This window comes from Paenibacillus sp. FSL R5-0636, assembly GCF_037974255.1.
Taxonomy (GTDB): Bacteria; Bacillota; Bacilli; order Paenibacillales; family Paenibacillaceae; genus Paenibacillus_AQ; species Paenibacillus_AQ odorifer.
The window spans coordinates 6543229-6568186 of record NZ_CP150232.1; the positions used below are offsets into that span (position 1 = coordinate 6543229).

At 42.7% G+C, this 24958-nt stretch carries 20 protein-coding genes; 4 read left to right on the forward strand and 16 right to left on the reverse strand.

The window, feature by feature from the left end; all coding sequences use genetic code 11:
- Positions 1-915 (reverse strand): permease-like cell division protein FtsX, encoded by a 915-nt coding sequence (ftsX, locus tag MKX34_RS29945; RefSeq protein WP_076182150.1) that lies wholly within the window; start codon positions 913-915, stop codon positions 1-3.
- Entirely contained in the window at positions 905-1591 is a 687-nt protein-coding gene (gene ftsE, locus MKX34_RS29950) for a cell division ATP-binding protein FtsE (protein ID WP_036678556.1), read from the reverse strand. The genes ftsX and ftsE overlap by 11 nt, the downstream gene beginning before the upstream one ends.
- 342 nt (positions 1592-1933) lie before the next feature.
- On the opposite strand from ftsE, the gene MKX34_RS29955 reads away from it, so the two are divergent.
- Positions 1934-3361: a VanW family protein gene (locus MKX34_RS29955; protein ID WP_076297053.1), complete on the forward strand. Its 1428-nt coding sequence runs from the start codon at positions 1934-1936 to the stop codon at positions 3359-3361.
- 153 nt (positions 3362-3514) lie between these two features.
- Positions 3515-3922 (forward strand): CBS domain-containing protein, encoded by a 408-nt coding sequence (locus tag MKX34_RS29960; RefSeq protein WP_076140758.1) that lies wholly within the window; start codon positions 3515-3517, stop codon positions 3920-3922.
- A 37-nt stretch (positions 3923-3959) separates the two neighbouring features.
- Here MKX34_RS29960 and MKX34_RS29965 read toward each other — a convergent pair whose 3' ends face one another.
- The 8 genes from MKX34_RS29965 to MKX34_RS30000 form a co-directional block, all read right to left on the reverse strand.
- Positions 3960-4562 (reverse strand): DL-endopeptidase inhibitor IseA family protein, encoded by a 603-nt coding sequence (locus MKX34_RS29965; protein WP_051491029.1) that lies wholly within the window; start codon positions 4560-4562, stop codon positions 3960-3962.
- A 196-nt stretch (positions 4563-4758) separates the two neighbouring features.
- Positions 4759-5364 (reverse strand): type 4a pilus biogenesis protein PilO, encoded by a 606-nt coding sequence (gene pilO, locus MKX34_RS29970; protein WP_076297052.1) that lies wholly within the window; start codon positions 5362-5364, stop codon positions 4759-4761.
- Entirely contained in the window at positions 5348-6949 is a 1602-nt protein-coding gene (gene pilM / locus MKX34_RS29975; protein ID WP_076297051.1) for a pilus assembly protein PilM, read from the reverse strand. Before pilM ends, pilO begins: the two co-directional genes overlap by 17 nt.
- Positions 6950-6964: 15 nt before the next feature.
- Positions 6965-7714 carry an A24 family peptidase gene (locus tag MKX34_RS29980; RefSeq protein ID WP_076297050.1) on the reverse strand — a complete coding sequence of 250 codons (750 nt, stop codon included), beginning with the start codon at positions 7712-7714 and terminating at the stop codon, positions 6965-6967.
- 117 nt (positions 7715-7831) lie between these two features.
- On the reverse strand, positions 7832-8305 hold the full coding sequence (locus MKX34_RS29985; protein ID WP_076297049.1) for a type II secretion system protein: 474 nt from the start codon (positions 8303-8305) through the stop codon (positions 7832-7834).
- A 189-nt stretch (positions 8306-8494) separates the two neighbouring features.
- Positions 8495-9700 carry a type II secretion system F family protein gene (locus MKX34_RS29990; protein WP_076179803.1) on the reverse strand — a complete coding sequence of 402 codons (1206 nt, stop codon included), beginning with the start codon at positions 9698-9700 and terminating at the stop codon, positions 8495-8497.
- Positions 9700-10749, reverse strand: coding sequence for a type IV pilus twitching motility protein PilT (locus tag MKX34_RS29995; RefSeq protein ID WP_076179802.1), 1050 nt, complete (start codon positions 10747-10749; stop codon positions 9700-9702). Before MKX34_RS29995 ends, MKX34_RS29990 begins: the two co-directional genes overlap by 1 nt.
- Before the next feature lie 43 nt (positions 10750-10792).
- On the reverse strand, positions 10793-12457 hold the full coding sequence (locus MKX34_RS30000) for an ATPase, T2SS/T4P/T4SS family (protein WP_038573557.1): 1665 nt from the start codon (positions 12455-12457) through the stop codon (positions 10793-10795).
- 364 nt (positions 12458-12821) lie between these two features.
- Between MKX34_RS30000 and MKX34_RS30005 the strand changes: the two genes are divergently transcribed.
- Positions 12822-17405, forward strand: a complete 4584-nt coding sequence (locus tag MKX34_RS30005; protein WP_076297048.1) for a DUF5057 domain-containing protein — start codon at positions 12822-12824, stop codon at positions 17403-17405.
- A gap of 76 nt (positions 17406-17481) precedes the next feature.
- Here the strand turns inward: MKX34_RS30005 and MKX34_RS30010 are convergent, their stop codons facing one another.
- The 3 genes from MKX34_RS30010 to MKX34_RS30020 are packed head-to-tail and all read right to left on the reverse strand — an operon-like array spanning position 17482 to position 20300.
- Positions 17482-19254, reverse strand: coding sequence for a hypothetical protein (locus MKX34_RS30010; RefSeq protein WP_076297047.1), 1773 nt, complete (start codon positions 19252-19254; stop codon positions 17482-17484).
- A gap of 13 nt (positions 19255-19267) precedes the next feature.
- Positions 19268-19789, reverse strand: coding sequence for a type II secretion system protein (locus MKX34_RS30015; RefSeq protein ID WP_076107049.1), 522 nt, complete (start codon positions 19787-19789; stop codon positions 19268-19270).
- On the reverse strand, positions 19773-20300 hold the full coding sequence (locus tag MKX34_RS30020) for a type II secretion system protein (protein ID WP_076107047.1): 528 nt from the start codon (positions 20298-20300) through the stop codon (positions 19773-19775). The genes MKX34_RS30015 and MKX34_RS30020 overlap by 17 nt, the downstream gene beginning before the upstream one ends.
- A 188-nt stretch (positions 20301-20488) precedes the next feature.
- Here MKX34_RS30020 and MKX34_RS30025 point away from each other — a divergent pair, with 188 nt between their 5' ends.
- A complete protein-coding gene (locus MKX34_RS30025; protein WP_076123851.1) occupies positions 20489-21277 on the forward strand; it encodes an alpha/beta hydrolase family protein in 789 nt (262 codons plus the stop codon).
- Between the two features lie 130 nt (positions 21278-21407).
- Here the strand turns inward: MKX34_RS30025 and MKX34_RS30030 are convergent, their stop codons facing one another.
- From MKX34_RS30030 to MKX34_RS30040, 3 genes are all read right to left on the reverse strand, one after another.
- Positions 21408-22244: a phosphoenolpyruvate hydrolase family protein gene (locus tag MKX34_RS30030; protein WP_042192344.1), complete on the reverse strand. Its 837-nt coding sequence runs from the start codon at positions 22242-22244 to the stop codon at positions 21408-21410.
- 43 nt (positions 22245-22287) lie between these two features.
- Positions 22288-23496, reverse strand: a complete 1209-nt coding sequence (locus tag MKX34_RS30035; RefSeq protein ID WP_076297046.1) for a Tm-1-like ATP-binding domain-containing protein — start codon at positions 23494-23496, stop codon at positions 22288-22290.
- A 153-nt stretch (positions 23497-23649) separates the two neighbouring features.
- Complete coding sequence (locus tag MKX34_RS30040) at positions 23650-24849, reverse strand: phosphoenolpyruvate hydrolase family protein (RefSeq protein WP_036678524.1); 1200 nt, start codon at positions 24847-24849, stop codon at positions 23650-23652.
- Positions 24850-24958: the final 109 nt, after the last annotated feature.

The following is a 24958-nucleotide window of genomic DNA, read 5'->3' on the forward strand; positions in this document are numbered from 1 at the left end:
TTAAACTTTCAAAAACTTACGAATAGAAACCGTACTTCCCCAGACGCCGATTAGCACGCCTAGTCCAACTAACAGACCCACGAGCAGCAGCCAAATATCACTGAAAGGGATCAGCTGCAATCCTAGCATTGGATCTCCCTGTATCGAAGATTCCAAACCCTTGTAACCGGCATATAAAACGCCCGAAGTAATCAATGATCCAATGAGTCCAATTAATGCCCCTTCTATAAAGAAAGGCCAACGAATAAAATAATTTGTCGCGCCTACCAGCTTCATAATCCCAATCTCTTTACGCCGGGCAAGAATCGTTACCCGAATAGTATTGGAGATGAGGAACATAGACATAAGTGCCAGCCCCGCTACAAAAATAAATCCAATGTTGCGTACGGCACGCGTGATTTTAAACAATGTTTCAATCGAGCCTTTGCCATATTTCACTTTGTAGATAGGCTGCTCGGTATGTGTCTTGTTAAGGGCTTGAATCTTCTCAGCCACAAAAGCAACGGTTGTAGGTTCAATAACCTCTACCTGAAGGGTATCTGGAAGCGGGTTATTATCTTCATCGAACCCTTCCAGAAGCTCTGCTGCCTCCTCGCCCATATCCGCGCGGAGATCTTTAAGTCCCTGTTCCTTGGAGATGAACGTAATCTTGCTGACCTCCGGCATATTGCCAATTTCAGTCTGCAGGGTTTCGCGCATCTTCTGATCTGTATTCAAAGCTAGATGCACTTTGATCTGTACCTGACTGTCTGCCTCATCAGCTACAGAATTTACGTTGAGGACAAGAAGAATAAATACACCTAGAACAAAAAGAGAAACAACAATCGAAGTGATTGAGGCGATCGACATCCAGCCATTACGGAATACGCTTTTAAAGCCTTCCCGCACATGTCGCAAGAAGGTTTTAAAACTCATAACCATATTCCCCTCTCGCTTGGTCTCTGACAATGTTTCCATTCTCAATCGCAAGCACCCGTTTGCGCATTTTGTTCACAATATCTCTGTTATGGGTAGCCATTACAATCGTTGTTCCGCGAAAATTAATCTCGTCAAGCAGCTGCATAATGCCCCATGAAGTCTCGGGGTCTAAGTTACCTGTAGGCTCGTCCGCAATAATAACAGAAGGATTGTTGACGATAGCCCGTGCAATAGCGATCCGTTGCTGCTCACCACCAGAAAGCTGTGAGGGCTCACGATTCGCTTTACTTCTCAGCCCAACCAAATCAAGAACCTCATTCACACGTTTCTTGATGACTTTTTTCGGCGCTTCAATAACTTCCATAGCAAAAGCTACATTCTCGTATGCCGTCATTCTGGGCAAAAGCCGAAAATCTTGAAATACAACGCCGATATTACGGCGGACATAAGGGATTTTGCGTGGTTTTAGCTTTCCTATATTGAAACCTCCCACCGAAATCTGTCCTTTGGTAGGCACTTCTTCTCTATAAATCAATTTCATAAAAGTAGATTTACCCGCGCCGGAAGGGCCGACAACGTACACGAATTCATTGCGGTCGATTTTCACTGAAACTCCTTGCAGTGCGTGAGTTCCGTTAGGGTACGTTTTCCATACATCTTGCATTTCAATCATTTTCTCACTTCCCAATTATGACATTTTCCACTTGTGCGAATCGACATTGTCCACCTCAAGTTTCCATAAACTTCAATATTTCCGCAATGTATCTATTGTAACAAATCTGTAACTGATTGAGTACCCCGTAACTGCACGACTATTCGAAAGTTTTGTAGTGACTGGACATATACATATAAAAAAGCACCTAACGGTGCCTGTTATCAGATGTCGTAACTCCCTTTATTAGAGACTACTTGTTTCTTACTAATTTATTATCGGTATCCCACGAAGTGTTCTTTAAGTTTTGTTACAGGGCCGCGCCTGCTTAGCACAATCCAAATCCCCAAAAGGAGATTAATTATGAAAAAAATCCATGCTGCCCTCATAGTGGTCATCGCACTCCTCCTTATCGGCTCCTGCATTTACGGAGGGCTTCATCTATATGGCAGCAAAACCACGCTTCCAAAGGGTACAACCCTTGCCGGCTGGCAGGTCGGAGGCATGACCATCACCGAGGTCCGCTCCCAGCTGGATCAGCGGCTGCGTGCCCTCGAATCCGTCCCTCTAGTGCTAAAAGTGGAGGGCAATGCAGATTTACCCCTAACTCTTAGTAAGACTGGGTTGAGTTATGAAGCCGCTGCTTTTCAGCAGGGCTTAAAAGAGCTTGCCGAAGGAACCCTTTGGGAGCGGGTAAAGGCACGCTATAACTTCCCTCAGCTGTGGAAGCTTGAAACTCATCTGGAAATCGCACAATTCCAGAAAATTCTAAGTCCCACTTGGGAGAAGGAGTCCTTTGGTGAACCAGTGGACGCTACGCGGCGAATTACAGGCGATGACCGAATCGTATATACTTCTGAGAAAACTTCCCTGGAGGTTGATTGGACAGCTCTGGAGACTTCCTTAGGAGCAACTGCCCCCACCAGCTTTAATCATCTAAATACCCTGCTGGAGAAGGGAATCACGATGGAGGTCCCTTTGTTAATTCTGCAGCCTGACATAACTTTAAAGAAATTAAAGGAACAAGGTATCGAGCGAAAAGTAATGCAGTTCAGCACCTCTCTAGGTGCAAGTGGACCTGGACGAAGCTACAACGTGGAAGCTGCTGCCAAAGCTGTGGATGGAACCATTCTCCCGCCTGGAGCCGTCTTTGATTATGGAAAAGCTATAGAAAAAGCAAAGGTGAATTACGGCTTCCGTGAAGCGCCGGTGATTGTGAACGGCAAGCTGCAAGCAGGTGTTGGTGGAGGGATCTGCCAAGTGTCGAGCACTCTTTACAATGCCGCACTGCGTATAGGGCTAGAAATTGTGGAACGCCGTAATCATTCCTTGCCCGTCAACTACTTGCCCAAAGGTCAGGACGCAACATTCGCTGAAGGTTATATCAACTTTCGTTTTCGCAATACGACTGGCAAATATCTCATAATTAAAGCAGCTGTGCAGGGTAAATCACTGACCATAAAGCTGTTCGGCACGTTTCCGCAAAATGTCACTTACAAAGTTCATTCAAAAACAGTAGAAGTACTCCCTCCAGTCGATAAATACGTAAACGATTCTTCACTGCCTCGTGGCAGCTCACGCGTTATTCAAAATGGGAAAACCGGATATATTGTAGAAACCTACATTACAAAGTATGTTGACGGTAAATCCACTGAGGTGAATAAACTGTCCCGCGACGTATATTACGCACAAAAACGATTAATCGCCATTAATCGTGGAGGCGTGAGCAAATCCATAATCCCCGATGTCCCCCGAAAGCAGCTGGTGGAGGACGGGGTCCGCAGTGAATAGCTAACAACAAATAACCGGTCAGAGCCCCTAAGGTCTGACCGGTTATTCTTGCCAGCAATCTATTTTACCTGTAGCTTACGTTACCCGGCTTTGAAATTTACGATTCAGGGGTACATTAGAAGTAGACCCATAATCAGAAAGGATGAACATCCTATGACAACAGCTCTTGTAAATGATCTTACTGGTATTGTCCGCAGTGCTCCTGCTATTTTTGCCTCACGCACTTGCAGAGAAGCCCTTCGCGTCATGTTTCAGCATCCAGAATCCAAATGTATCGTCGTCTGCAATGCTATGAATGAACCCCTCGGATTGTTGATGAGCGAACGTTTCTTTTTAAAAGCTACAGGAAGATCCGGAGTAGATCTGTTCTACAGAGAACCTGCCATGAAGCTTATGAACAAAACCCCGCTCATTCTTGACATTTCCACTCCACTCGATACGGTATTGAGCCTCGCTATGAACCGCCCAGACCCTATGAAAAATGATTGTGTCATTATCACTCGCAAAGGTAAATTCGCTGGTGTTGCTTATACCTCTGACCTTATCCGCGCCCAAGCGTAGAGCCTCTTTGCCCTTCCTCTTCTACCCTAACCCTTCCTCAAAAAAGAATATCCGGTGACGTATCAATTCTCCAGTATCCATTCACCTTTTTCAGCTTCACATACACCGACTCACTGCCTTCCTGCCCGCTCGAATAAGGAACTGTTAAGTCAAATTCAGCGGTTGTTGCAGTTTTGGAGAGCATTCGGGCGGTGGCTTTTTCAAACATTAATGAGTTTCCAAGATCCGCATTCACCTGTGACATTCTACCTTCATGCTCCAAAAATTGAGTCTGCACATAATAAGCTGCTGCATTATGCGTGTAGGCTTTTTTTATGTAATTCATCAGCTTCGCCTTTGTCCCAATATCATTGGAAAGGTAACGGTACTCTTGCGCTTTATACATGAAGGTTTCCATCGGGAAAAAGTTGCCCCCACGGCTAGTATAGAAATAGATTGCTCTGGCATGTACAACAAGCGGTACCACACTTTTTACCGTCAAATTGTTTATAGTAGCTGGGCCTTCTTTTCCTGTGCCAATCACAGCCACATTTTTTATTGCCGAGCTTCCCACTGATGATGAAGCTGCCATAACTCCGCTACCTGCTGATAAAAGGCCTAAGGATAGGGCCAACGAACCAAGCATCCATTTTTTGTTCATCTGAAGTTCCTCCTCTTTCATCTGAAAAATACAGGCGATCGCCACTGTTTCAGCTTATGCACCCCGCAAGCTAAAATACCCAATAAACAGAGGAATGAAAACGTATTACAACTCTTTTGAAAATATAAAAAAACTCCACCCTCCTGATTCACAGGAAAAGCGGAGTAATATAGTTAAATAAAGTAGGACAAGAACCCTAATTGGATGCTGCTGAGGTGGCCTCATAATACGCTGTAAAAGCTACGTTAGCAGTCAAAATACTCTCCGTATTGTTCTTAGTACGATCCTCGTAGGATTGCTGGAAATTGAAAGAGTCCACATTCACAATACGGGGTAAGGCTTGTAGTTCATCCATCCATTGCCGTATCCCCGAATATGTCCCCTCCACCACTGCAGTCATTTTGATCTGTTTGACCGTCGGGAATGACACCTCAGCTGAACCTGTCATTTGCTGAATCGGGTTAGCCTCATCCAAAACAAAACTAAGATCCTTTAGCCGCGCTTGTGAGGACGTGCTAACCTCCCGCAAATCAACAATCAGACCTTCGCTGTCATCGCCCTTTGGGAGTTTCCCCAGTAATTCCTTCTGTTCTAGATCTCCCTCAGTGCCGCTGCCCTTCAGCTCATTGATTTTGGTTTGGAGGACTTCTGCTTCCTTTTCCAACTGACCGATCTCGCTGCTCTGTGCGGAAATTTCCTTATTGGTCGGCTGAACACCCAGCATATAGAACGCAAACAATATCAGGAACAAAATCAGCACTCCCAGAACAATCGGCGAGCGATACTTATTGATCTGTTCCATCGCTGATCACCTCCCCTTGGCTTGCATCTGTATTATTTGCCTGCTGCTTAGCCGCTGCTAAGTTCACTTTATAAATAGCCGTATACGTATTGTATGAAATGGCATCTTCGGCTCCTTCAGTAAGCTTTTGAATAGAGGCATCGGTCGTAAAAGACATTTGGCGAAGTTGTCTTAAATAGTTGGACGCATCCTCCATAGTGGATACATTTACAGTCAGATCTATAGATGTCCGGTAGGTATAGTTAATATCACGGATTAGTGCCTCCTTAGGTAATCCTTCCACAAATTCGTCCAAGATAGGGACTGCAATCACCTTATTGTCCTGAAGTACTGTGATGGCTGCTTTCCGATCTAGCTGTCCAGGTCCGCTGTTCTTAAGCTTCGCGAGCTCTACTTGGAGCATTAAACTGCGATCCTGCAGGCCTTGCAGCTCTTCTTTACCATTAGAAATCTGACCCTTATTGGCCGAAAAATAAATCCCCGTTCCGATCATCCCCAGCAGCCAGATCGCTACAAGCCCCATCGTGACATAAGGAAATAGCAACGTCTCCCGATCTTCTCTCGGCAATAAATCAATCGTATCCGTGTTGATGCTATTTTTTAGAGCGGTCCCGGCAGCTACGCGGTAATCATTTAGTTCAGGGTCAGAAACAGCAGCACTAGCCATCTGTTCCAGACTTATTGGTGTTATTTCAAGTTCTGCTAGGGACTGCTGGAGCTCTAGGTCCAGTTGTTTACGAATTGAGGGAGTGCCCGTAATCACTAAATTATTGATACGAGTGGAACCGTCATGCAAGCTGTATTGATAAAAGCTGAGCATACGGGAGATTTCCGCAGTGATTTCCACCATTTGCTCGGGCGATAAATGTTCTTCTACAGCGACAGCTGTTTCTGCCAAGGTTTCACTGTCTGTCAAAAGATCCATTCCCGCTAAATTTCTTCCTTTATGTAGATCAAGTAAGTTTATCGTACGAATGAAGACCGGATTCCCGTTTCTGAACATATAAATGTCCATTACCGATGGCTCCATATTAATCAGCATCGTCTCCGCAAAGCTCTCCCCGTGCCCAGTGGTTATAGCACGCGCCAAGGCGGTTGCCGAAATTTCGACACTGCTTATCCGAAGACCCGCCCGCTCCAGAACTTCTACGTAATCCTGAATCGATTTTCGCGGAGCAGCAAATACGAGCAGGTGACTTTGCTCCTCATCCACTTCGAGCGTTACATAGTCATAGACAGGATTTTCAAAAGGTAAATGCAGTCCCGTCTCCACTTCCAGCTTCACGAGTTGTTCTACCTGTTTGTCGTTGGTACTAGGAATACTCATTTTACGGATAATGATCTGTGAAGGGGGAATGGACAAAGAAACCTTACTGCCCCGTAACCCTTCCTTCTTCACCCACTGCCTTACCCGATCATAAAGCGCCTCGCTATCCGCCACCTGATTCTCAATGATCATGCCTGGAAGGAGCGGGAGAAACCGTTTTTTACGGACTTCCCATGACTGTTTATTCTTAAAACTAATATAACGGATTCCGGCAGCTTCAATTGAAAGTCCGGCCACTTTGGGGCCTAATCCAAGCATGTGATCAATGTCCTCCTATCCGATAAGCGAGAGATACGCGCTGATGATGTATGAGCCATATCCAAAACTAATTAAAGCTCCTATAGCTAACCATGGGCCGAAGGGTACCGGCTGTTTACGTTTGATTACACCGAGCAGCATCAGCAGTCCGCCCACCACGCTCCCAAGCAGACAAGCCACAAAAAAGGCCAAAATCACATTCGGAAAGCCAATCACCAAGCCCAGCAGCGCAAATAACTTCACATCTCCAGCCCCCATGCCACCTAATAGAACAAAAGGGATAAGAACCCCTCCCCCAAGCACAGCTCCTAGCAGGTGATGCCATAGCGGTCCTTCCGGAATTAGCAGTACAAGAATCAGCAGCAGCGGTAAAAAAAACAACAATACCTTGTTGGGAATCAGCATGTACTTCAAATCCGCAACCGTCACGATAGCCGCTAAACTCACAAGAATGAACCCGATGATTCCCTTACCCGTCAGGCCGAATTGCAAATACACCCATAAAAAAAGCAAACCCGTTGCCGCTTCTCCAAGCGGGTATAATGGCGATACCCTTGTGCCGCAGTATCGGCATTTGCCTCCTGACAGCAGGTAGCTTACCACCGGAAACAAATCCCACGCTTTCAACCGCGTGTTGCAGTTCGGGCAATGTGACGGCGGATTAAGCAAAGATTCCTTGACCGGCACCCGTAGCGCCACTACGTTATAGAAGGAGCCTAGAATCAGACCCAGTAATGTGATGTAACTTGCGATAAATATCGTCATGGCTGTCCTCTGTTAGCTTCTGGATTTTAAAAAAGGAATCGGGAAGTCCGATTCCTTAGGATAGATTCTACGTTTAAATTTATAGATATTAATTAGATATTCCTGTTAGCCACCAGATCAATTTTTTGGTGTTGGTGTTGGTGACGCTGCTGGCTCTGCACTAAGCACCTTATCAGCTGAATATTCACCACTCTCACCCGTAGGAACTGGATCTAATATTACTTTTTGAAGTACTCCGCCCGAAGTATATACTATTGTTGTTTTTGTACCATCTAACGATTTTTTTGTACTAGGCAAAACAAGAGTCTGATCAATATATTTTTTATCCTTAAGTGCTTCAAGAGTTACTGTCTTATCTTTAAAATCTCCATCTAATTCGCCCATAATATACATACGAGATGCATCATAAAGCTGTCGAGCAGTTGCTAAATCTGCATCCGTTTTTGATTTATTAATAATTCCACCAATCATAGGTATAGCAATAACCGCAATAATCCCCAAAATAACGATAACCGCCAGCAACTCAATCAGCGTAAACCCCTTTTGATTTTCCTCTTTGCTTAATCTTCTCTTAATCGCTTGTGCTAACATTTGATTTCCCCCTCTAAGTGATGTGTGATGATAAGACCTATATCCTTTATTTCAGTGAATCCAGCATCATCTTTCTTGTGCTTACGGAAACAGCTCGTCCATCGTCGTCTAATCGCCAGCGTAAGTTCGTGGATCTTGCCCCGCCTCCCCGGCGTCACCCCTCTCAAAATATACAAGGAACCAAGAGGTTCACATATTTCCGTACAGACTGAACATTGGCAGCATAATGGCAGCCACAATGACACCTACAACAGCAGCTAAAAAAGCAATCAGCAGCGGTTCAAGCAGCGACTTCAAACGGTCGACGGTATTCTCAACGTCCATCTCATAAAAGTCAGCTACCTTGGACAACATCGTGTCGAGCGCCCCTGTCTCTTCGCCAATCGCTATCATCTGCGTAACTAGTGGCGGGAAGACCCAGGCTTTTTTTAGCGGCTCAGATAGTGGATTTCCTTGTCGCAGCGAATCCCCTGCACTACGGATGAATTTCCCGATGACCTTATTTCCTGCTACCTCCTCAACAATCACCAAGGACTGTAGGATCGGTACAGAGCTGGCATAAAGAGAAGAAAAAGTACGCGTAAACTGAGCAATAGAGCCCTTTTGATTCAGCTTGCCGAACACAGGAATTTTTAACTTGGCATAATCAAGGGCGTAAGCACCCTTTTCCGTACGTTTTGTAATCTGAAAAGCTATCACTAGGAGAAGTACTCCGAGTATCCAGAAATACCATTGACCTTGAATGCTTTTGCTAAGTGCCAAGACCATCTGTGTAATTGCTGGAAGCTCGGCATCCATCGATTCAAACATCGTTACAAACTGCGGCACAATCGCCCAAAGTAGATAGATAACCGCGGCAATCGCCATAACCCCTACGGTAATTGGGTACGTAAGCGCTGACTTTATCTTTTCTGTTGTGGTGTGCTGTTTCTCAAAAAACATAGCCAACCTGTCCAACGTTCCTTCGATATCACCGGATTCCTCACCGGCACGGATCATGCTGACAAATAGCTGCGGGAAGATTTTTTTATGATCCTGAACGGCTTGTGAGAACGATATCCCGCGCATCAGGCTGGAATTAACATCTACTAACGCTTTACGCAGTGGTTTACTCTCGGTCTGCTCTGCCAAAATACGCGTTGCATCCACAATCGATACCCCCGCCCGCATAAGCGTGGCAAACTGCCTGCAATAAATGATGAAATGAAGCGGCTTAACGGGATTACCAATATAAATGTCCATCGATAAAATTGAGGTTTTGCGTTCAATCAGTGAAAATACCGTAAGTCCCCGCTTGCGTAGCTCCTCCATCGCCGTAGGTTTATCGGTTGCTGTTAGTTTCCCTTTGATAGATTTGCCCGCGGATGTCTTCACCTGATATTCAAAAAGAGGCATCAGCTGCTCACCTCCGCCATAAACGCCTTAGCTGCTGCTGGATCAATAAGCCCCTGCGATAAATAGTCACGGATGCTCATGTCCAAGGTGTGCATGCTTTGTGAGCGCCCGGTTTGCATTACATTTTTGATCTGATGTGTTTTTTCGGTACGAATAAGATTGGCTACGGCTGGTGTATTGATCAAAATTTCCGTAGCGCATAAACGCCCCCGACCTCCAGCCCTTGGGAACAACCGCTGACTGACTACTGCCAGCAGCACTGATGCTAATTGTGAACGAACCTGTCCCTGCTGATGGCCCGGAAAAGCGTCGATAATTCGGTCAATCGTCTGTGGTGCGTCTGTGGTGTGTAAGGTTGCCATCACAAGATGACCTGTCTCTGCGGCCGTAACCGCTGCTGAAATGGTCTCCAAATCCCGCATCTCACCAACGAGAATAACATCCGGGTCCTGACGTAAGGCAGCACGTAATCCATTAGCAAAACTAGCCGTATCACTTCCCACTTCACGTTGATCTACTAGACAGGTTCCATGGTTATGTAGAAATTCTATCGGATCTTCCAACGTCACTATATGCTTGCTCTCCGTCTGGTTAATATAATTCAGCATAGCTGCAAGCGTAGAAGATTTGCCGCTGCCTGTGGGTCCTGTAACCAAAATTAGACCTTGTGGCTTAAGCGACAAAGTAGTTAAAATCGAAGGCATCGACAGCTGTTCCAGACTCGGAATCTCTGCAGGAATGGCCCGGGCGGCGATACTAACCTCGCCCCGCTGACGATAAACGTTCACCCGGAATCTTACCCCACCATCAAGCGGATATGAAAAATCCAACTCGCCCGCATTCCGAAATGCTTCAATTCGTTCATTACCAAGTAGCGTTTTGGCCATATCTGCCGCTTCTTCAGCAACCACGGATTCACCCTCAAGCGAGTGCAGCTTTCCATCCATCCGAATAACCGGCGGTGATCCTACGGAAATATGTAAGTCAGAAGCTTTGGAGGAGTAAGCCGTTTGTAATAGTTGTCTAATATCCCGCGTATACGTTGGCATTAGCCGCTCCCCCTAAGTTAGAATGCTAAATCCCTGTTAACCTCTAATGTGAGACCGTCTCGCGCATGACTTCTTGAAGCGTTGTAATTCCTTGACTGACCTTGAGCAGTCCGTCATCCATCAGTTGAACAAGCCCACGCGCTTTACCTGCTGCACGCAGTTCTTCTACTGAGGCAGTGTTTGTAATGAGTTGCCGTAAGTGATCATCAATACTGAGTACTTCATGAATCGCTATTCGTCCACGATAGCCAGAATTGTTACAGCTACCACAGCCGCGTCCACGCTGTAATTCTTCCGCAGGTAGTCCTAAGCTACGTAGCATAATTGCTTCCTGTTCAGATGGTTTGTAGGTTTCTTTGCAGTCAGTGCAGATTTTGCGCACCAGCCGCTGTGCTACCACACCAATCAGCGAAGAAGCGATCAAATAAGGTTCTACCCCCATATCCCGCAATCGGGAGACGGAGCTAATCGCATCGTTTGTATGTAAAGTAGACAATACTAGATGACCCGTTAATGAGGCGCGAACAGCAATTTCTGCAGTTTCCGCATCCCGTATTTCACCAACCATTACGATATTCGGATCTTGTCGAAGAATCGAACGTAGCCCAGCTGCAAAGGTTAGTCCAATAGCCGAGTTTACGTGCACCTGATTTACTCCTTCAAGCTGGTATTCCACTGGATCTTCGACTGTGATAATATTTGCGCTTTCTACATTAAGTTGATTCAACGCTGAATATAAAGTTGTTGTTTTTCCGCTACCGGTAGGTCCTGTGATCAGCAAAATCCCATAAGGACGAGCTATCATCTCCTTAAAAGCTTCTGCATTCCCCTCACTGAATCCCAAAGCATCTATGGATTTGACCCCTGTGCTTAAGTCTAGCAACCGCAGCACAATCTTCTCTCCGTGCATCGTTGGTAATGAAGACACACGAATATCTACCATTTTGTAATCGAACTGCATTTTGATCCGCCCGTCCTGCGGCAAACGCCGTTCTGCAATATTCAGGCGGGCCATTATTTTCAGACGGGCGGTGATAAAGCCCTGCATCTGCTTAGGAATAATCCGCTCTGTCCGTAAGGTTCCGTCAATGCGGTAGCGGATGGTTAAATTATTTTCACCTGGATCCATATGTATATCAGACGCCCGCAGAGCAACTGCCTGCTGAATCATCTGGTTGACCAAACGTACGATTGGGGAGTCCTCATCTGTAATCTCTGTCTCTTCTATTTCTTCCTGTGTCGGGAGTTCTACCAGCATCTGATTCATAGAATCGCGCATGCCATAGTGACGCGCAATCGCCCGCTGCAGCTCATCTCTCGTAGAAATAGCGGGTTCGATCCGGAAGCCAGTACTCATACGTAAATCTTCTATCGCAAAATAATCCAGCGGGTCCGCCATCGCAACCATCAGCTTGCCGCCCTCTTTTAAGAATGGAAGCACCTGATATCGCTTAGCCATACTTTCAGGGATTATCTGCGTGATTGCGGGATCTATCTGGTATTTAAATAAACTGACATGCGGGATGCCGAGTTGAAATTCAAGCACTTCAATCAACTGCTGCTCCGTAATATAGCCTTGAGAGATTAGCAGATCGCCGAGCTTACGTTTGCTCTTACGCTGTTCCGCGAGAGCCTCAAGCAATTGGTCCTGCGAAATAATATTATTTTCTACCAGCAAGTCGCCCAGTCTCTTTTTCGCGATAGCCAAGTCTATTCATCTCCGTATGCCGTTATTTATGCCGGCTGAAATAATGGATATTTTTTATAAAAATAGAAATCAAAATCCCAGCAAAATTCGCTCGAAAACGAAAGATATAATTACCATAAATACGCCTTCCATAAATTTGTAAATTTTGAGTATTTTTCAATCTAACTAGGACTTTAGTTATAATTTAATAGGTATATTTCAATAGATTTATGTTGTCTATCAATGCTGAATGTCCTAGAATGTATATAACATAGATTGGATAATTTTACAACGACACGGAATGAAAAAGGCTGTCGGAATCTAGCATATACGAGACGGAATACGACCATATCTGCCAATAGTTAACAATCAGGGAGAGATGACAATGAAACTTGCCAGCAACAAAAAAGTTTTTATTTTTACAGTAACTACCCTGCTTCTCCTTCTGCTTGTTCTGCCGATCAAAAATCACTTTATGAATGTCGATGCCAGTTCAAATGAATACCAAATTCGTATGCTGGAGGTTACGGAGAATGGGGTTAGTGAGCTTGCGTCTCTAAAAACGGGAATATCTAACCTTACCATTGACACGATGAGTATGAAGCGCTTTGTGGCGCTGCGGGATGATCTGGACGGGAGATATGATGCAGTATATATCGGGAAGGGAACTTACAGTACAAGTGGGGTCTCCGGAAAAGATCATAATACCAAAGCAGTTATGAATGACATAACTAATTTAAAAGCGAAAGAAATCACCGATTATTTTATTAATAAAGGACTTTACGTATTACTCAACAAAGAGCCGTTTGATATGCAAACAACTAACCAGCGCGGAATATTGTACAACACCTTCAATACCTACCGGACATTAACACCCAAATCAAATGTTAAGTTCGTCGATAACAATGAGTTAAATACATGGATCGAAAATTTGAAAAAAGATCCTTCTGCTCAGAAGGATCTTTTAAAGCAACGCCCTCGTATTCAAATTACTAATAAAGCTAACATTATTGATTACAGCCAGAATCAGGAACATGTTTATAAACCCGGAAATAATCTTAGTTTTAAATTCAACGTATCAAATGTAAATAATCTCAACGAACGTCCCATTCTAGCTAAATTGTATGTCAGTGTAGATAAGTCGATTAAAATGACTGAAAATGACGTCGTAGCTGTACAGACTTTAAATCAAGATCCTAATGGTGAAATTGTATACAAGCTTCCTAATACATACTCCGGGCTTCTATATTGGAAGCTAGAAATCGTAGATAACTTAAATCCGAACAAATTAAAAGACTTTGATAGTGGTATGATTCATTTCCTTGGCAAGAAAACAATCGTTAATATTCTTCAGGTGTTGCCTACTATCGCTGCTAATGAAAGAAGCAGTAGTTTACGCAATCCTGAAAATATGACGCAAAGCTTCCTAAGTAATAGCAGCTACGAGTTAAAAATTACAACCAAGACCATTTCCGAATTCAACACCGATATTGCGACTCAGTATGCCAAAGATAATAAATATGGATTAAACGGCGTATATGATATGCTCATTTTTGGATTTCGCGATGTTTATAATGACAAAGCCCCGTTAAGTGACCTTGCAACCCAGGCTGTTATTGATTTTACCGAGGTTACTAAACAAAGCGTTATGTTCACACATGATACGGTATATCAAAATAAAAGTAATTGGGTTAAAAAATTCAAAAAAATCACGGGTCAGATCGACCCGGAAACAAACTTAGGTTTAAACGCTCCTAGTCCCTCAACTACAGTCAAACCAATCAATGATGGCTTGCTGACCCAGTACCCTTTCTACTTAAGTACTATCAATGCAAATAATGAGCAGACAAATATTATTCCACCACAAGTAGCAACTACACATAATCAATACTTCACTTTGGATCTGGAGGATGCTTCGGTCATCCCATGGTATAACATAACCGGGAGTTCGCGCGATATCGATGATAGCTGGAACCACTATTATACATACTCAAAAGGAAATGTCACTTACTCAGGTACCGGTCATGTATTCGGAACATCCAGCATTAAATTTCCGGAATGGGAGCAAAAGCTCTTCGTCAATACAATGTATCGCGCGTATATTGGTGCAAATCATGCGCCAGAGATCACTGTATCAACACCTCAGCAAGGTGAAATAAAGCCTTCTTACCAGAATGAACTATTAATAGATTATGTTGTCGAAGACCCCGATTTAAAAGATCGTGATTTATTTACAACTATTCGTTTTAAGTCCGGGGATACTTATCTACCTAATACAGGGATGGCAGAGAAGGCAATTCTTTCAGGAGAAACTATTCATCAGGTATTTCCAAACCCTCTGCCGAGCGGTGGTGAACTCACAATAGAAATTACAGCGCGTGATAAGCAAGGCGCTTATGCAGCTCCCAAAAATATTGATATTACCATTTCGGAGGCAAGATCGAATCTTGAATTATCACGGGAATTGTCAACCAATGTTAGCACTAGCGGCGAAGTAGCAAAAAACGAACCTTTTACTATCACTTATATCATTCAAGCCAAGCCTATTCCTTTTGATCAAGTAAGTACTATCGATCAAGCCTACGATCATCAAAGAATTTCTAATATTATTTTCCGTGATACTCTACCAGCGAACATTAAACTTGAAGCATCAGGTTTACCTGATGGGATGACTAATCCTTCTGGTAGTGTAGAAACAGGACTAACATTAGAGAAGCCGCTTAATAACATTACTTATACATTGAAGAACGTGAATGGGATTAAGACGTTCCAACCCGATTCTAATGAACCCATCAAATTCACTATTAATGTATCAGCAAATGTAGCAGCAAGATATATATTCAATAATGCCTTAGTTGACTTCGTAGATATTCATGCTGTTCCTTCTGCATCTCCTACTCCAACGGCGACAGCAGTTGTCACGGCTAGTCCATCATCTAGCGCTACTTCTAATTTCAACCCATCGGTTTCTGCAACTGGCTCCGGGCTTGGAATTGCTGGTGATTATAATGCTTTTATATTTGGAAAAGCCACAGTGACTGCTTCTTTGAGGGGTAATCTGGCAGCTGGGGGTGATACTACTACCAGTAGCGTGGACATTAACATGTCCAACGGCAACAAAGTACCTTATGCTATAGTAACTGGTGGTAACCTAGATTTCACCAATGGTACTGTATATGGAAATATCATTCACCAAGGAGAATTCAATAAAGTTGATAGTGGCAGCATCATCTCAGGAACATACAGGAAGGTTACCGATACACTTATCGATTTTGCGTCAGCTCAACAATATTATGTGAATCTATCGAATCAACTAGCTGCGGTTCCGCAAAATGGAACAACAGAGCTAAAATATAACGGTTTATATATTAAAGGAGATCATTCAGTCAACATATTTAACTTTACAGCAGATTATTTTAATCAGGCAGGATGGACTGATGTTACCGCTTCTTCAGGCTCTACTATGATTTATACTATTACTGGTCCAACTGTTAATGTTCATAAAGCCTTTAATCTGCCGCAGAATACAACAGGTAACAACATCCTATATAACTTTCCAGATGCAACAACGGTCAATATATCGGGGGTAGAAATAAAAGGGTCGATCCTGGCTCCTAAAGCAGCATTAAACATCAGCAATGGGAATGTATATGGCAATGTAATTGCGGCTTCTCTGAGTACTGCATCATGCTATATTGATATCCTACCCTATACGGGACCAATTCCTGTACCAACACCAACACCAACACCATCATCAACGCCGACACCGTCTTCTAATCCGCTAGTGCGTACGATCATTAAATTTTCTGAGATGACGATTACTGCCATCGACAGAATAACTACTTTAGAGTTAAGTGGAGCACAACTTTTATTAGGAGATAGCCAAAAGCTTTCTCTGACTATCAAGCCGTCGGAGAAATTTAATCAACTGATCTGGACATCAAGCAACGATAATATTGTTAGTATTAGTCCATTAGGCGTCGTGTTTGGTAAAAAGGTTGGCTCTGCTGAAATTACAGTAGCTGCTAACGATGGAAGTAATCTTTCTAGAAAAGCTACTGTTACTGTTCTCGATCCACAATTAAATATTGTTGGACCTAACAGTGCTCTTGTAAATGAGAAAATAGATTTCAACGCTACTTACTTAACAAAAGAAACGGGAACCCAATTTTCATGGAGCGTCGTGGATGCAAATGGATTACCAACTAATGATGTAGCTCTTAATAGTGATAACGACCAGGCTCATCTTACAGCAACAAAATCAGGGGTATATACTGTAAATCTTACTGTAACTACTGATTTGAATACAGGTGGCGTTAATACCTTCAAAACAATAACTGTTGGACTTAAGTCCTTAACAATCAAAGGATCTAAGAGTGTTTTCCAGGAAGAAACAATTAATTTAGAGGTAATTACTGATCCTGACAGCGCAAGTAAAGAGCAGTATGAATGGAGTTTGGTTAACCGGAATGATCTTGAATATGCTGGATTTGTCGCTGCGAATAATCCTACTCCTGTCTCAACTATAACAACTTCCACGAAGAACGTTATATTAAAGGGCTTAAGTTCTCATGAAAATATTCAGATCCAGGTCAAAGCCGCTGGTACTATCAGCAATATTCATACAATAAGTGTGCCTCTTGATCCTGGACTATTATTCCACCCGGAATCAGGAAAAATCGCAGTCGGGGAATCCCTTGATTTGCTACCCTGCTTATGGATAACTCCTTATGGAAATCTACCTGATAGCATTTTACACAAACTGCAATGGGAGATAGTAAGTAACAAATCAAGTGAGGATGCTTCTAAACCAGTTGTTCTGCAAGAACAGAATGGGGTCTATCGTGGTATCAGTAAAGGAGAGGCTATTATTAGAGCTTATTATATTACCCAAAGTAAAAAGACAGTTGAAGCGTTTTATACGATAACGGTTATTGGAACACAAGATACTATAGAAAATCGCTACTAAATCACATCAAAATCTATATTATGTAAAAGCAGCCGATCAGAAGTTGATCGGCTGCTTTTATAATTCATATTATCCTTTAATTTCCAGAAGGCGACAATTCGATGGGACCTACATTAATGTTTATTTGATTCACACGTGGCAGTCCCACATTTTGATCTTCGAATACTTGTTCATTATAATTAACAATAAAACGAGGAGACTCAACCTCCGTCTGGATATCAAAATTAAAGTTTGCAGATCCTGTCTCCTTCTTGACTTTGCCAACAACCGCATTGATAATCAAATCTCCTTTAGCAAAAAAGCCACCATCCAGTGAAAATATAGAGCCCACACCGTACAACTCTGCCGTACTATCCGTATAAAAAAAGGCTCTTAATCTTGTAGCCTCATTTTTAAACTCTTCAACCCGATTAATAAGTATAGCTCCCTTTGAGATCAATACAAGTTCTTTACTTCCGCTACCTGCAGTTGGTATTCCTGATATCGTGGCATCCACAATATCAGTTTTTCCAAGCACAAACATAGTAGAATCAAATTCAGCTTTTCCTCTGATATATAAATTCCCTGTCACCAAAATGTTGCTTTGGACAATGGCCGTTGAATAACTATCTATTGTTAAATCACCGTTTACAATAAGCCAATGAGCCCCAGTGCTTAGATTAAGCTTAGAAATATCCCTTATCTGATTTAACATTACTCCATCCAACTTTAGATTCCCTATAAAGATCGTGCTTCTCTCCAATCTCTCAAGGTTTTGCTTCAGTGATAGCTTCGCTTCTTCGAAAAGTCTATGTTTCTCCTGCTCCTTCTCTTCATCTGTATCACCAGTTGCAATGTCCTCAAAATCTTCTAACATAGGCATCCATAAGGTGGAAATGCCTCCGGGTTGCTGAAGCGTGTTAATTAATCTTGTTCCTCTAGCAGTGGGTTCTTCACTACTATTTGATCCAGCCACTTCATAATATCTATCGCTGAATACCTTCTTATTTCCAGCCGACCCTGAAGCTTCAGCAACTTTATCTAGGAAGGAATCCTCCACATTCACTTGGACAAACGTCGTTTTCTTTTTGATCTTTGCTTTTTCAACGATCGTCTTCACCCTATTATCTAGTGAAGAATAGTCGGCATCATCAATTGTCGGCACCTTTTCAAAAATATCACCCGTTCTGGAATAAAGCAGATCGTTCATTGATTGAATATGAGCTTCTCCATCGACTAACGGAAATAGACTGCGTTTTTCCAAATCTGCGTTATGTCTATACTTAGCCACTTGGCTAACTTTTAATTGATTTCCAGCATAAATATTCCCCTGAATATAAGGAGCACCATTCAAATAGATCGTTCCCTCAGAACCCAATGAATAATTCAAAAAATCTGGGAATGTCGTAATCACAACCTTTTGTTGCAACGTCCTTAACACGCCGTTTACCGTTGCATTGGCCTTAATCGTAACTACATGCTTACTACTTGTAGAACTGCCATCGAGAGTAATTCCCGTGATTTCATTGCTAGCTCCCTGTAAACTTGTATCGGTAACAAAAGCTCCTTTATTAGAATTGAGGCCCCTTAAAAATGTCTCTATTTCTTGATCAAACTGTGCCTGAGTAGTATTACTACTAACTTGTATTTTCTGATTTAAATCTGCTGTAATATAGGCAATCGCCTCATCAATCGATTTCTGCGCTAAATGAAGGCTTTGTACATCATTCTCACGAGTTTCGGTACGCCTAGCTCCTCCAATCGTAGCACTAAGCACCGTAACTCCTAAAATAGTGAGCAACAGGACGATAAACATCACAAGTACCAAAGCCGAACCTCGTTCCGATCGAAGGCTTGCCCGCCTCAACATCTCTGTTTTCCTCCTAAAATCCAAATTGGCTTTCCAATTCCATCTTATCCGAATCATTTCCCTTATACTTTAATACCAACTTAATCTGGATCAGACCAGAATTGCATAGCGAGGCTACATTACATGATCTACCATCTGATGTGGAAGCAGTTATGATAGAACCTGCCATATTCGATTGTACCGCGATAGGAGAACCAGATTCCGCTCCACTTTCCTTACCATTTATAACAATTTCATTTCCTGATACCCGAATCACACGCGGAGAACTCCCGTCTTTTATTAGTTCAATTCCACCAGATATATTTTGTAGCCGTTCAGGACTATATGTATAGAGTTCAGTAATAATAGAGGACATGATCAGATCCGCTTCGTCCCGTAAAGCGTTCTGAACTGAGATTTTATGATAGCTGCGAAATCCATACATAGTAACTCCAGAGATTAGACCGACTATCATAGCAAATACAGTCAGTGCCGCAATTAATTCCACCAAAGTAAAACCTTGTTCCGACCTAAGTCGTTTAGCGAATTCTTTCATCAGTTATGTATCCCTCCAACATTACGTTATAAGCGGGCTGTTCATTATTTTCTACTCGTCTTACCTCAACTTTAACGGGTATTAAATACTCCTTTACAGCTGATTTATCAATTGGAGTAGTGGACGGATGATCGACTAATTCCGGTTGATAGATAATATTGATCTTATAACGAATATCATTAACTGTTGGATTCAGAACATTTGCCAAAGCTGTCATGTTTGAGAATAGATTACTATAGCTGCAATTAACTATGGTGCATTTTTCAGCCTCTATCGCATCTTCCCCTTGCGTAAAAAATTCCTTCATCGCCTTAAAATCCTGCTTCTCCACATAAAACAGTGCATTCCGCGCCAGATTGACCATAATCGTTTTGTTCTGGTTCGATTTAGAGTAACTCATGGCGTTAGTAAAGTAAGACGTAAGCACCAGAGAAACTATCGATAAAATAACTATAGCTGCCAGCACTTCGATTAATGTAAATCCTTTTTCCTGCTTTAGGCCCGGTTTCATCCTACTTTCCGCCTCTCGCCTATGAAAATACTTTTCGTATTTGCACGTTTTTCCTAAATTTTCTACTTCCATTATATTCTCTCATATCCAGCTACAGCAATCCTCAAACCCCTTATAATTCAGATATTTCTACAATATCTCTCCCTTTTGGTCTATGCTATGATTTGGAAAGAGAGGAGATGAATGAAATGGCTTTAATAGAGTGCAAATTTTATTCTGAAGTACTAGGTTTGAATACCTCAATGACTGTAATTTTGCCGCAAAAAACAACTACACAAATCGGGATGAGTAATGTAACAAGAGGTGATCTTCACCCTACTTTGTATTTACTGCATGGCTTGTCTGACGATGATTCGATCTGGCTGCGCCGGACTTCCATAGAACGGTATGTAGCGGAGATGGGGATAGCTGTGGTAATGCCAAATGTGCACCGCAGTTTCTACACAGATATGGCCATGGGGGGCCGTTATTGGACCTTCATTAGTGAGGAGTTGCCGATGCTGGCGCGCTCATTTTTCCCGCTTTCCGATAAACGCGAGGAGAACTTTGTAGCCGGGTTGTCGATGGGTGGTTATGGAGCGATTAAGCTGGGACTGCGTAAACCGGAATCTTTTGCAGCAGCAGCGAGTTTGTCTGGAGCACTTGATATGGCGCATAATTTCTTGAACGGGGAAGGTGCTACCACTAAAAGCAAAGAATACGAAATGATCTTCGGAAAAGAAGATACCGCTGGAACGCCGGAAGACCTTCTTTGGCTGCTTGAGGAAGTGAACCGCTCCACGGGACCAAAACCAGCGTTGTATCAATGCTGTGGCACAGAAGATTTCCTATATACCGATAACTTGAGATTCCGCGATGCCTGCCAGGCAACCTCACTTTCTTTAACCTATGAAGAAGGTCCGGGGACACATGAATGGGGATACTGGGATGCCAAAATCCGCGATGTGCTGGCATGGCTACCTTTAAAAAGTAACTAGCTGTACTTAATAGACCACAAAAAGATGCAGCCATAAGCTGCACCTTAATATCTGTTCTACTCAGATTGCCCTCTTCGGAGGGTTCTTCTCGCTTAATTGCTTACCGTCCTTATAAGAACGCCGAAGGCAATTATGCTTGTTTGGTGATTTTTTTAAATAATCCAGTCTGTTCTGTGATTCCTTTTTCAGCAGCAAATCTTTCAATACTCGATGCACCAAAGAATCCGTCTATGCCTTCTGTCCGTTCAATTACGTACGCCGCATCTTCTGGCTCTGCAATCGGTCCGCCGTGACAAATTACCATAATATCTGGATTTACTGCTTTCCCTGCTTTAATAATCGCTTCGATTCTTTCTACACAATCATCCAATGTAAGAGCAGTCTTAGCTCCAATTGTACCTTTGGTAGTCAAGCCCATATGTGCCACCAAAATATCTGCGCCGGCTTCTGCCATGGCTTTTGCTTGCTCAGGATCAAATACATAAGGAGTGGTGAGCATATCCAATTCATGCGCAGCTCTAATCATATCTACTTCTAAACCATATCCCATGCCGGTCTCTTCTAGATTCTGTCTGAATACGCCATCGATCAAACCTACGGTTGGGAAATTTTGTACGCCGCTAAAACCTTGTTCCTTAAGTTGTTTTAAATAAACCTCCATTACTCTAAATGGATCTGTTCCGCATACGCCTGCTAATACAGGGGTGTTTTTTACAACAGGCAATACCTCCGAGCCCATTTCGACCACAATTTGGTTGGCATCCCCATAAGATAATAACCCTGCCAGTGATCCACGGCCTGCCATTCTGTATCTTCCTGAATTATAAACAATCAGCATATCTGCTCCGCCAGCTTCGCTGCTTTTTGCAGTAATTCCAGTGCCAGCCCCCACGCCTAAAAGAATCTTTCCATTTGCCACTTCTTCTCTAAACTTCGCCATGATTTCAGTTCTTGTATTTTTGTTCATGTGTAACGCCTCCATTTAAATATTTATTTATCTTATAAAAGCCTTATTTGCTCATGAGATCTATTAGCTTCTGCGCTGCTGCTTCTGCAAACTCCACATCATTAATGGCACAATCCATTTCGATAACCTCTACAACATTTCTGTTTACACCATTTCTTAAAGTATCAAATAACATTTGATCTTCCTCTACCCCATAAAAAGCTTCCCCTGCAACATCAATGCCGGATATCCCTTTAAGCGGCAGCATTAACACCGTTTTCTCTTTGGCCATATTTAATTTCTCGACAAGCTTTTTGCCGATGGCTTCATTTTCTTCTACTGTTGTTCTCATCAGAGTAACTGTTGGATTGTGTTTATAAAACTTATGTCCAGCAAATTTGGCTGGTACCGTATCATAAGGGCCAAAGTTGCACATATCAAGCGCGCCTACCGAGACAACCTGTGGAATATGATGTTTACCAGCAGCTTCTAACCGATGAGGTCCAGCATTCAGCACGCCGCCAATAATTTCGTCCGCCCATTCTGTTGTGGTCAGATCCAATACACCTTCAATAAAACCAGCCTCGATTAGCGCTTCCATGGACTGGCCACCTACACCTGTTGCATGGAATACAAGCACTTCATATCCTCTAGCTTCAAGATAGTTACGGGCTGCCGTCACACAGGGGGTTGTTACCCCAAACATTGTTGTAGCTATTAATGGTTTTTTCTCTATCACTTGTTTATTCTCAAATTTAAGCATACCGGCGATGGCGAAAGCTGCGTTAGTAAAAATCTTTGTTGAAATAGAGTTCAGTCCGGCAACATCCACTACGGATGGCATCATGACAATATCACTAGTGCCTACATATGGAGCAGTATTCCCTGAAGCTACGGTCGAAACCATCACTTTAGGTACACCAATAGGTAATGCCCGCATACCCGGTGTTACAAGTGAAGTGCCTCCAGTGCCCCCAAAGGAGATAATTCCATCAAATTTGCCTTGCTTATATAATTCAGGTACTAATTTTTCAATACCTTTGGCTAATAATTCTGTTGCTAGTGCTCTATCTTTTTTGGCAACGAGCTCATCTATACTTACACCCGCGGCTGCTGCTACTTCTCTATTAGAGATATCCGGTGTAAAAGTGGGCTCAAACACACCTGTATGAATTGTAAACGTACCCAGCTCCAAGCTTTCCAATAAATTTTTAATGTAGAGATATTCTTCACCCTTGGTGTCAAAAGTTCCGGCAATAGCAATCGTCTTCATTTCTTCAACCTCCTCTTCAAATATCTGCAACAAGAAATATAAGCATAATGTATAATGTGAAACTTATGCTTTCTTATATTTCAAAAAAAAAGCATGATCAACTTATGAGTTAATCATACTTCTTTGATTTATAGATGAAAACGCTTTTATGTCTTATGTTTTTGTGTTTATGTTAGATTTATATTGTTTTGGAGAGTACCCTTTATACTTCTTGAACATTTTGCTAAACTGCGCATAATCCTGGTATCCAACTAATGGCGCTAGCTCAGATAACTGGATATGGTCTCTATGTAATATTTCCGCCGCCTTATCCATCCGAAATTGCACAAGATACGTTTGGAAGCTGCATCCTACTTTTTTGGTGAACAAACTGCTCAAGTAACTTCGGGATACATGCGCCACCTTAGCTAAATCTGCAAACAAGATATCATTCATATAATTTTGAGCTACGTATTCTTTTACAAATTCAACATAATCATAGTGCTTTGTGATGCCATCTAACATTTTGACCATAAAATCATCTTCATCCAGCGTCCCCGACACTTTAAAAGCTTTGGTTATATTCGTAATGGACTTCTCCGATGGAATTCTTTCAAAAGCAGAGCCACCGATATATCCCATCAAGTTTTGATTATTGCTGTACATATATTGCACATCAATTGGCGTTTTCACCGGACCACCGTAAACCAGCTTAATTAAATCTGGCTTTAACTCATTGCATGTATTAAATATCTTGTCCGCTTTAACCTTGGCCGCTTCCAGAGAGAATACTTTCTTAGCGCCTAATAACCCGCCTTCTGTTAGACCTAGATGTGCACAAATAATGTCCGCTCCAGCCTCAATCATCTGTGCTGCCTGGATTTCGTCAAATACAAAGGCAATGGTAAACAAATCCTTCTCATGGGCTATTCTTATGGCTTCTACTTCAAGTAGATAACCATTCCCCTCTTCTTCGAGCGCTTCTCCAAATTGACCATCTATTAAACCAACCGTGGGGTAATTATTAATGCCGGCAAAGCCTCTATTCTTTATTTCACTTATATAGGATTCCATATCTTTTGTCGGATCAGTTGCATTGAGGCCAAAAATAATAGGGATATCTCTGACCAACGGTATGATCTCTCTAGATGCAAAGTCCATCACCATATCATTGCTATTACAAAATGGTAAAATACCAGCGAGAGAGCTCCTCCCCATCTGGCGAAATTTACCCGAGTTTAACATCAGAATGAAATCAGCTCCACCCTGCTTCGCATACTTTGCCGTTATACCAGCACCGGTGGCTACTCCAATAATATGATTGCCTACTTTTAATTCCGATCTAAGCTCGTCTAGGGTTTGCTTTCTGTTCATATCTACGAACCCTCCTATCCTAACCTAAGGATAACCGTAAAGAATACTGCTAATCCAGTCATAGTTCATTTAGATAATAAAAAAAATCCCGCCTGCCACCTATAAAGGA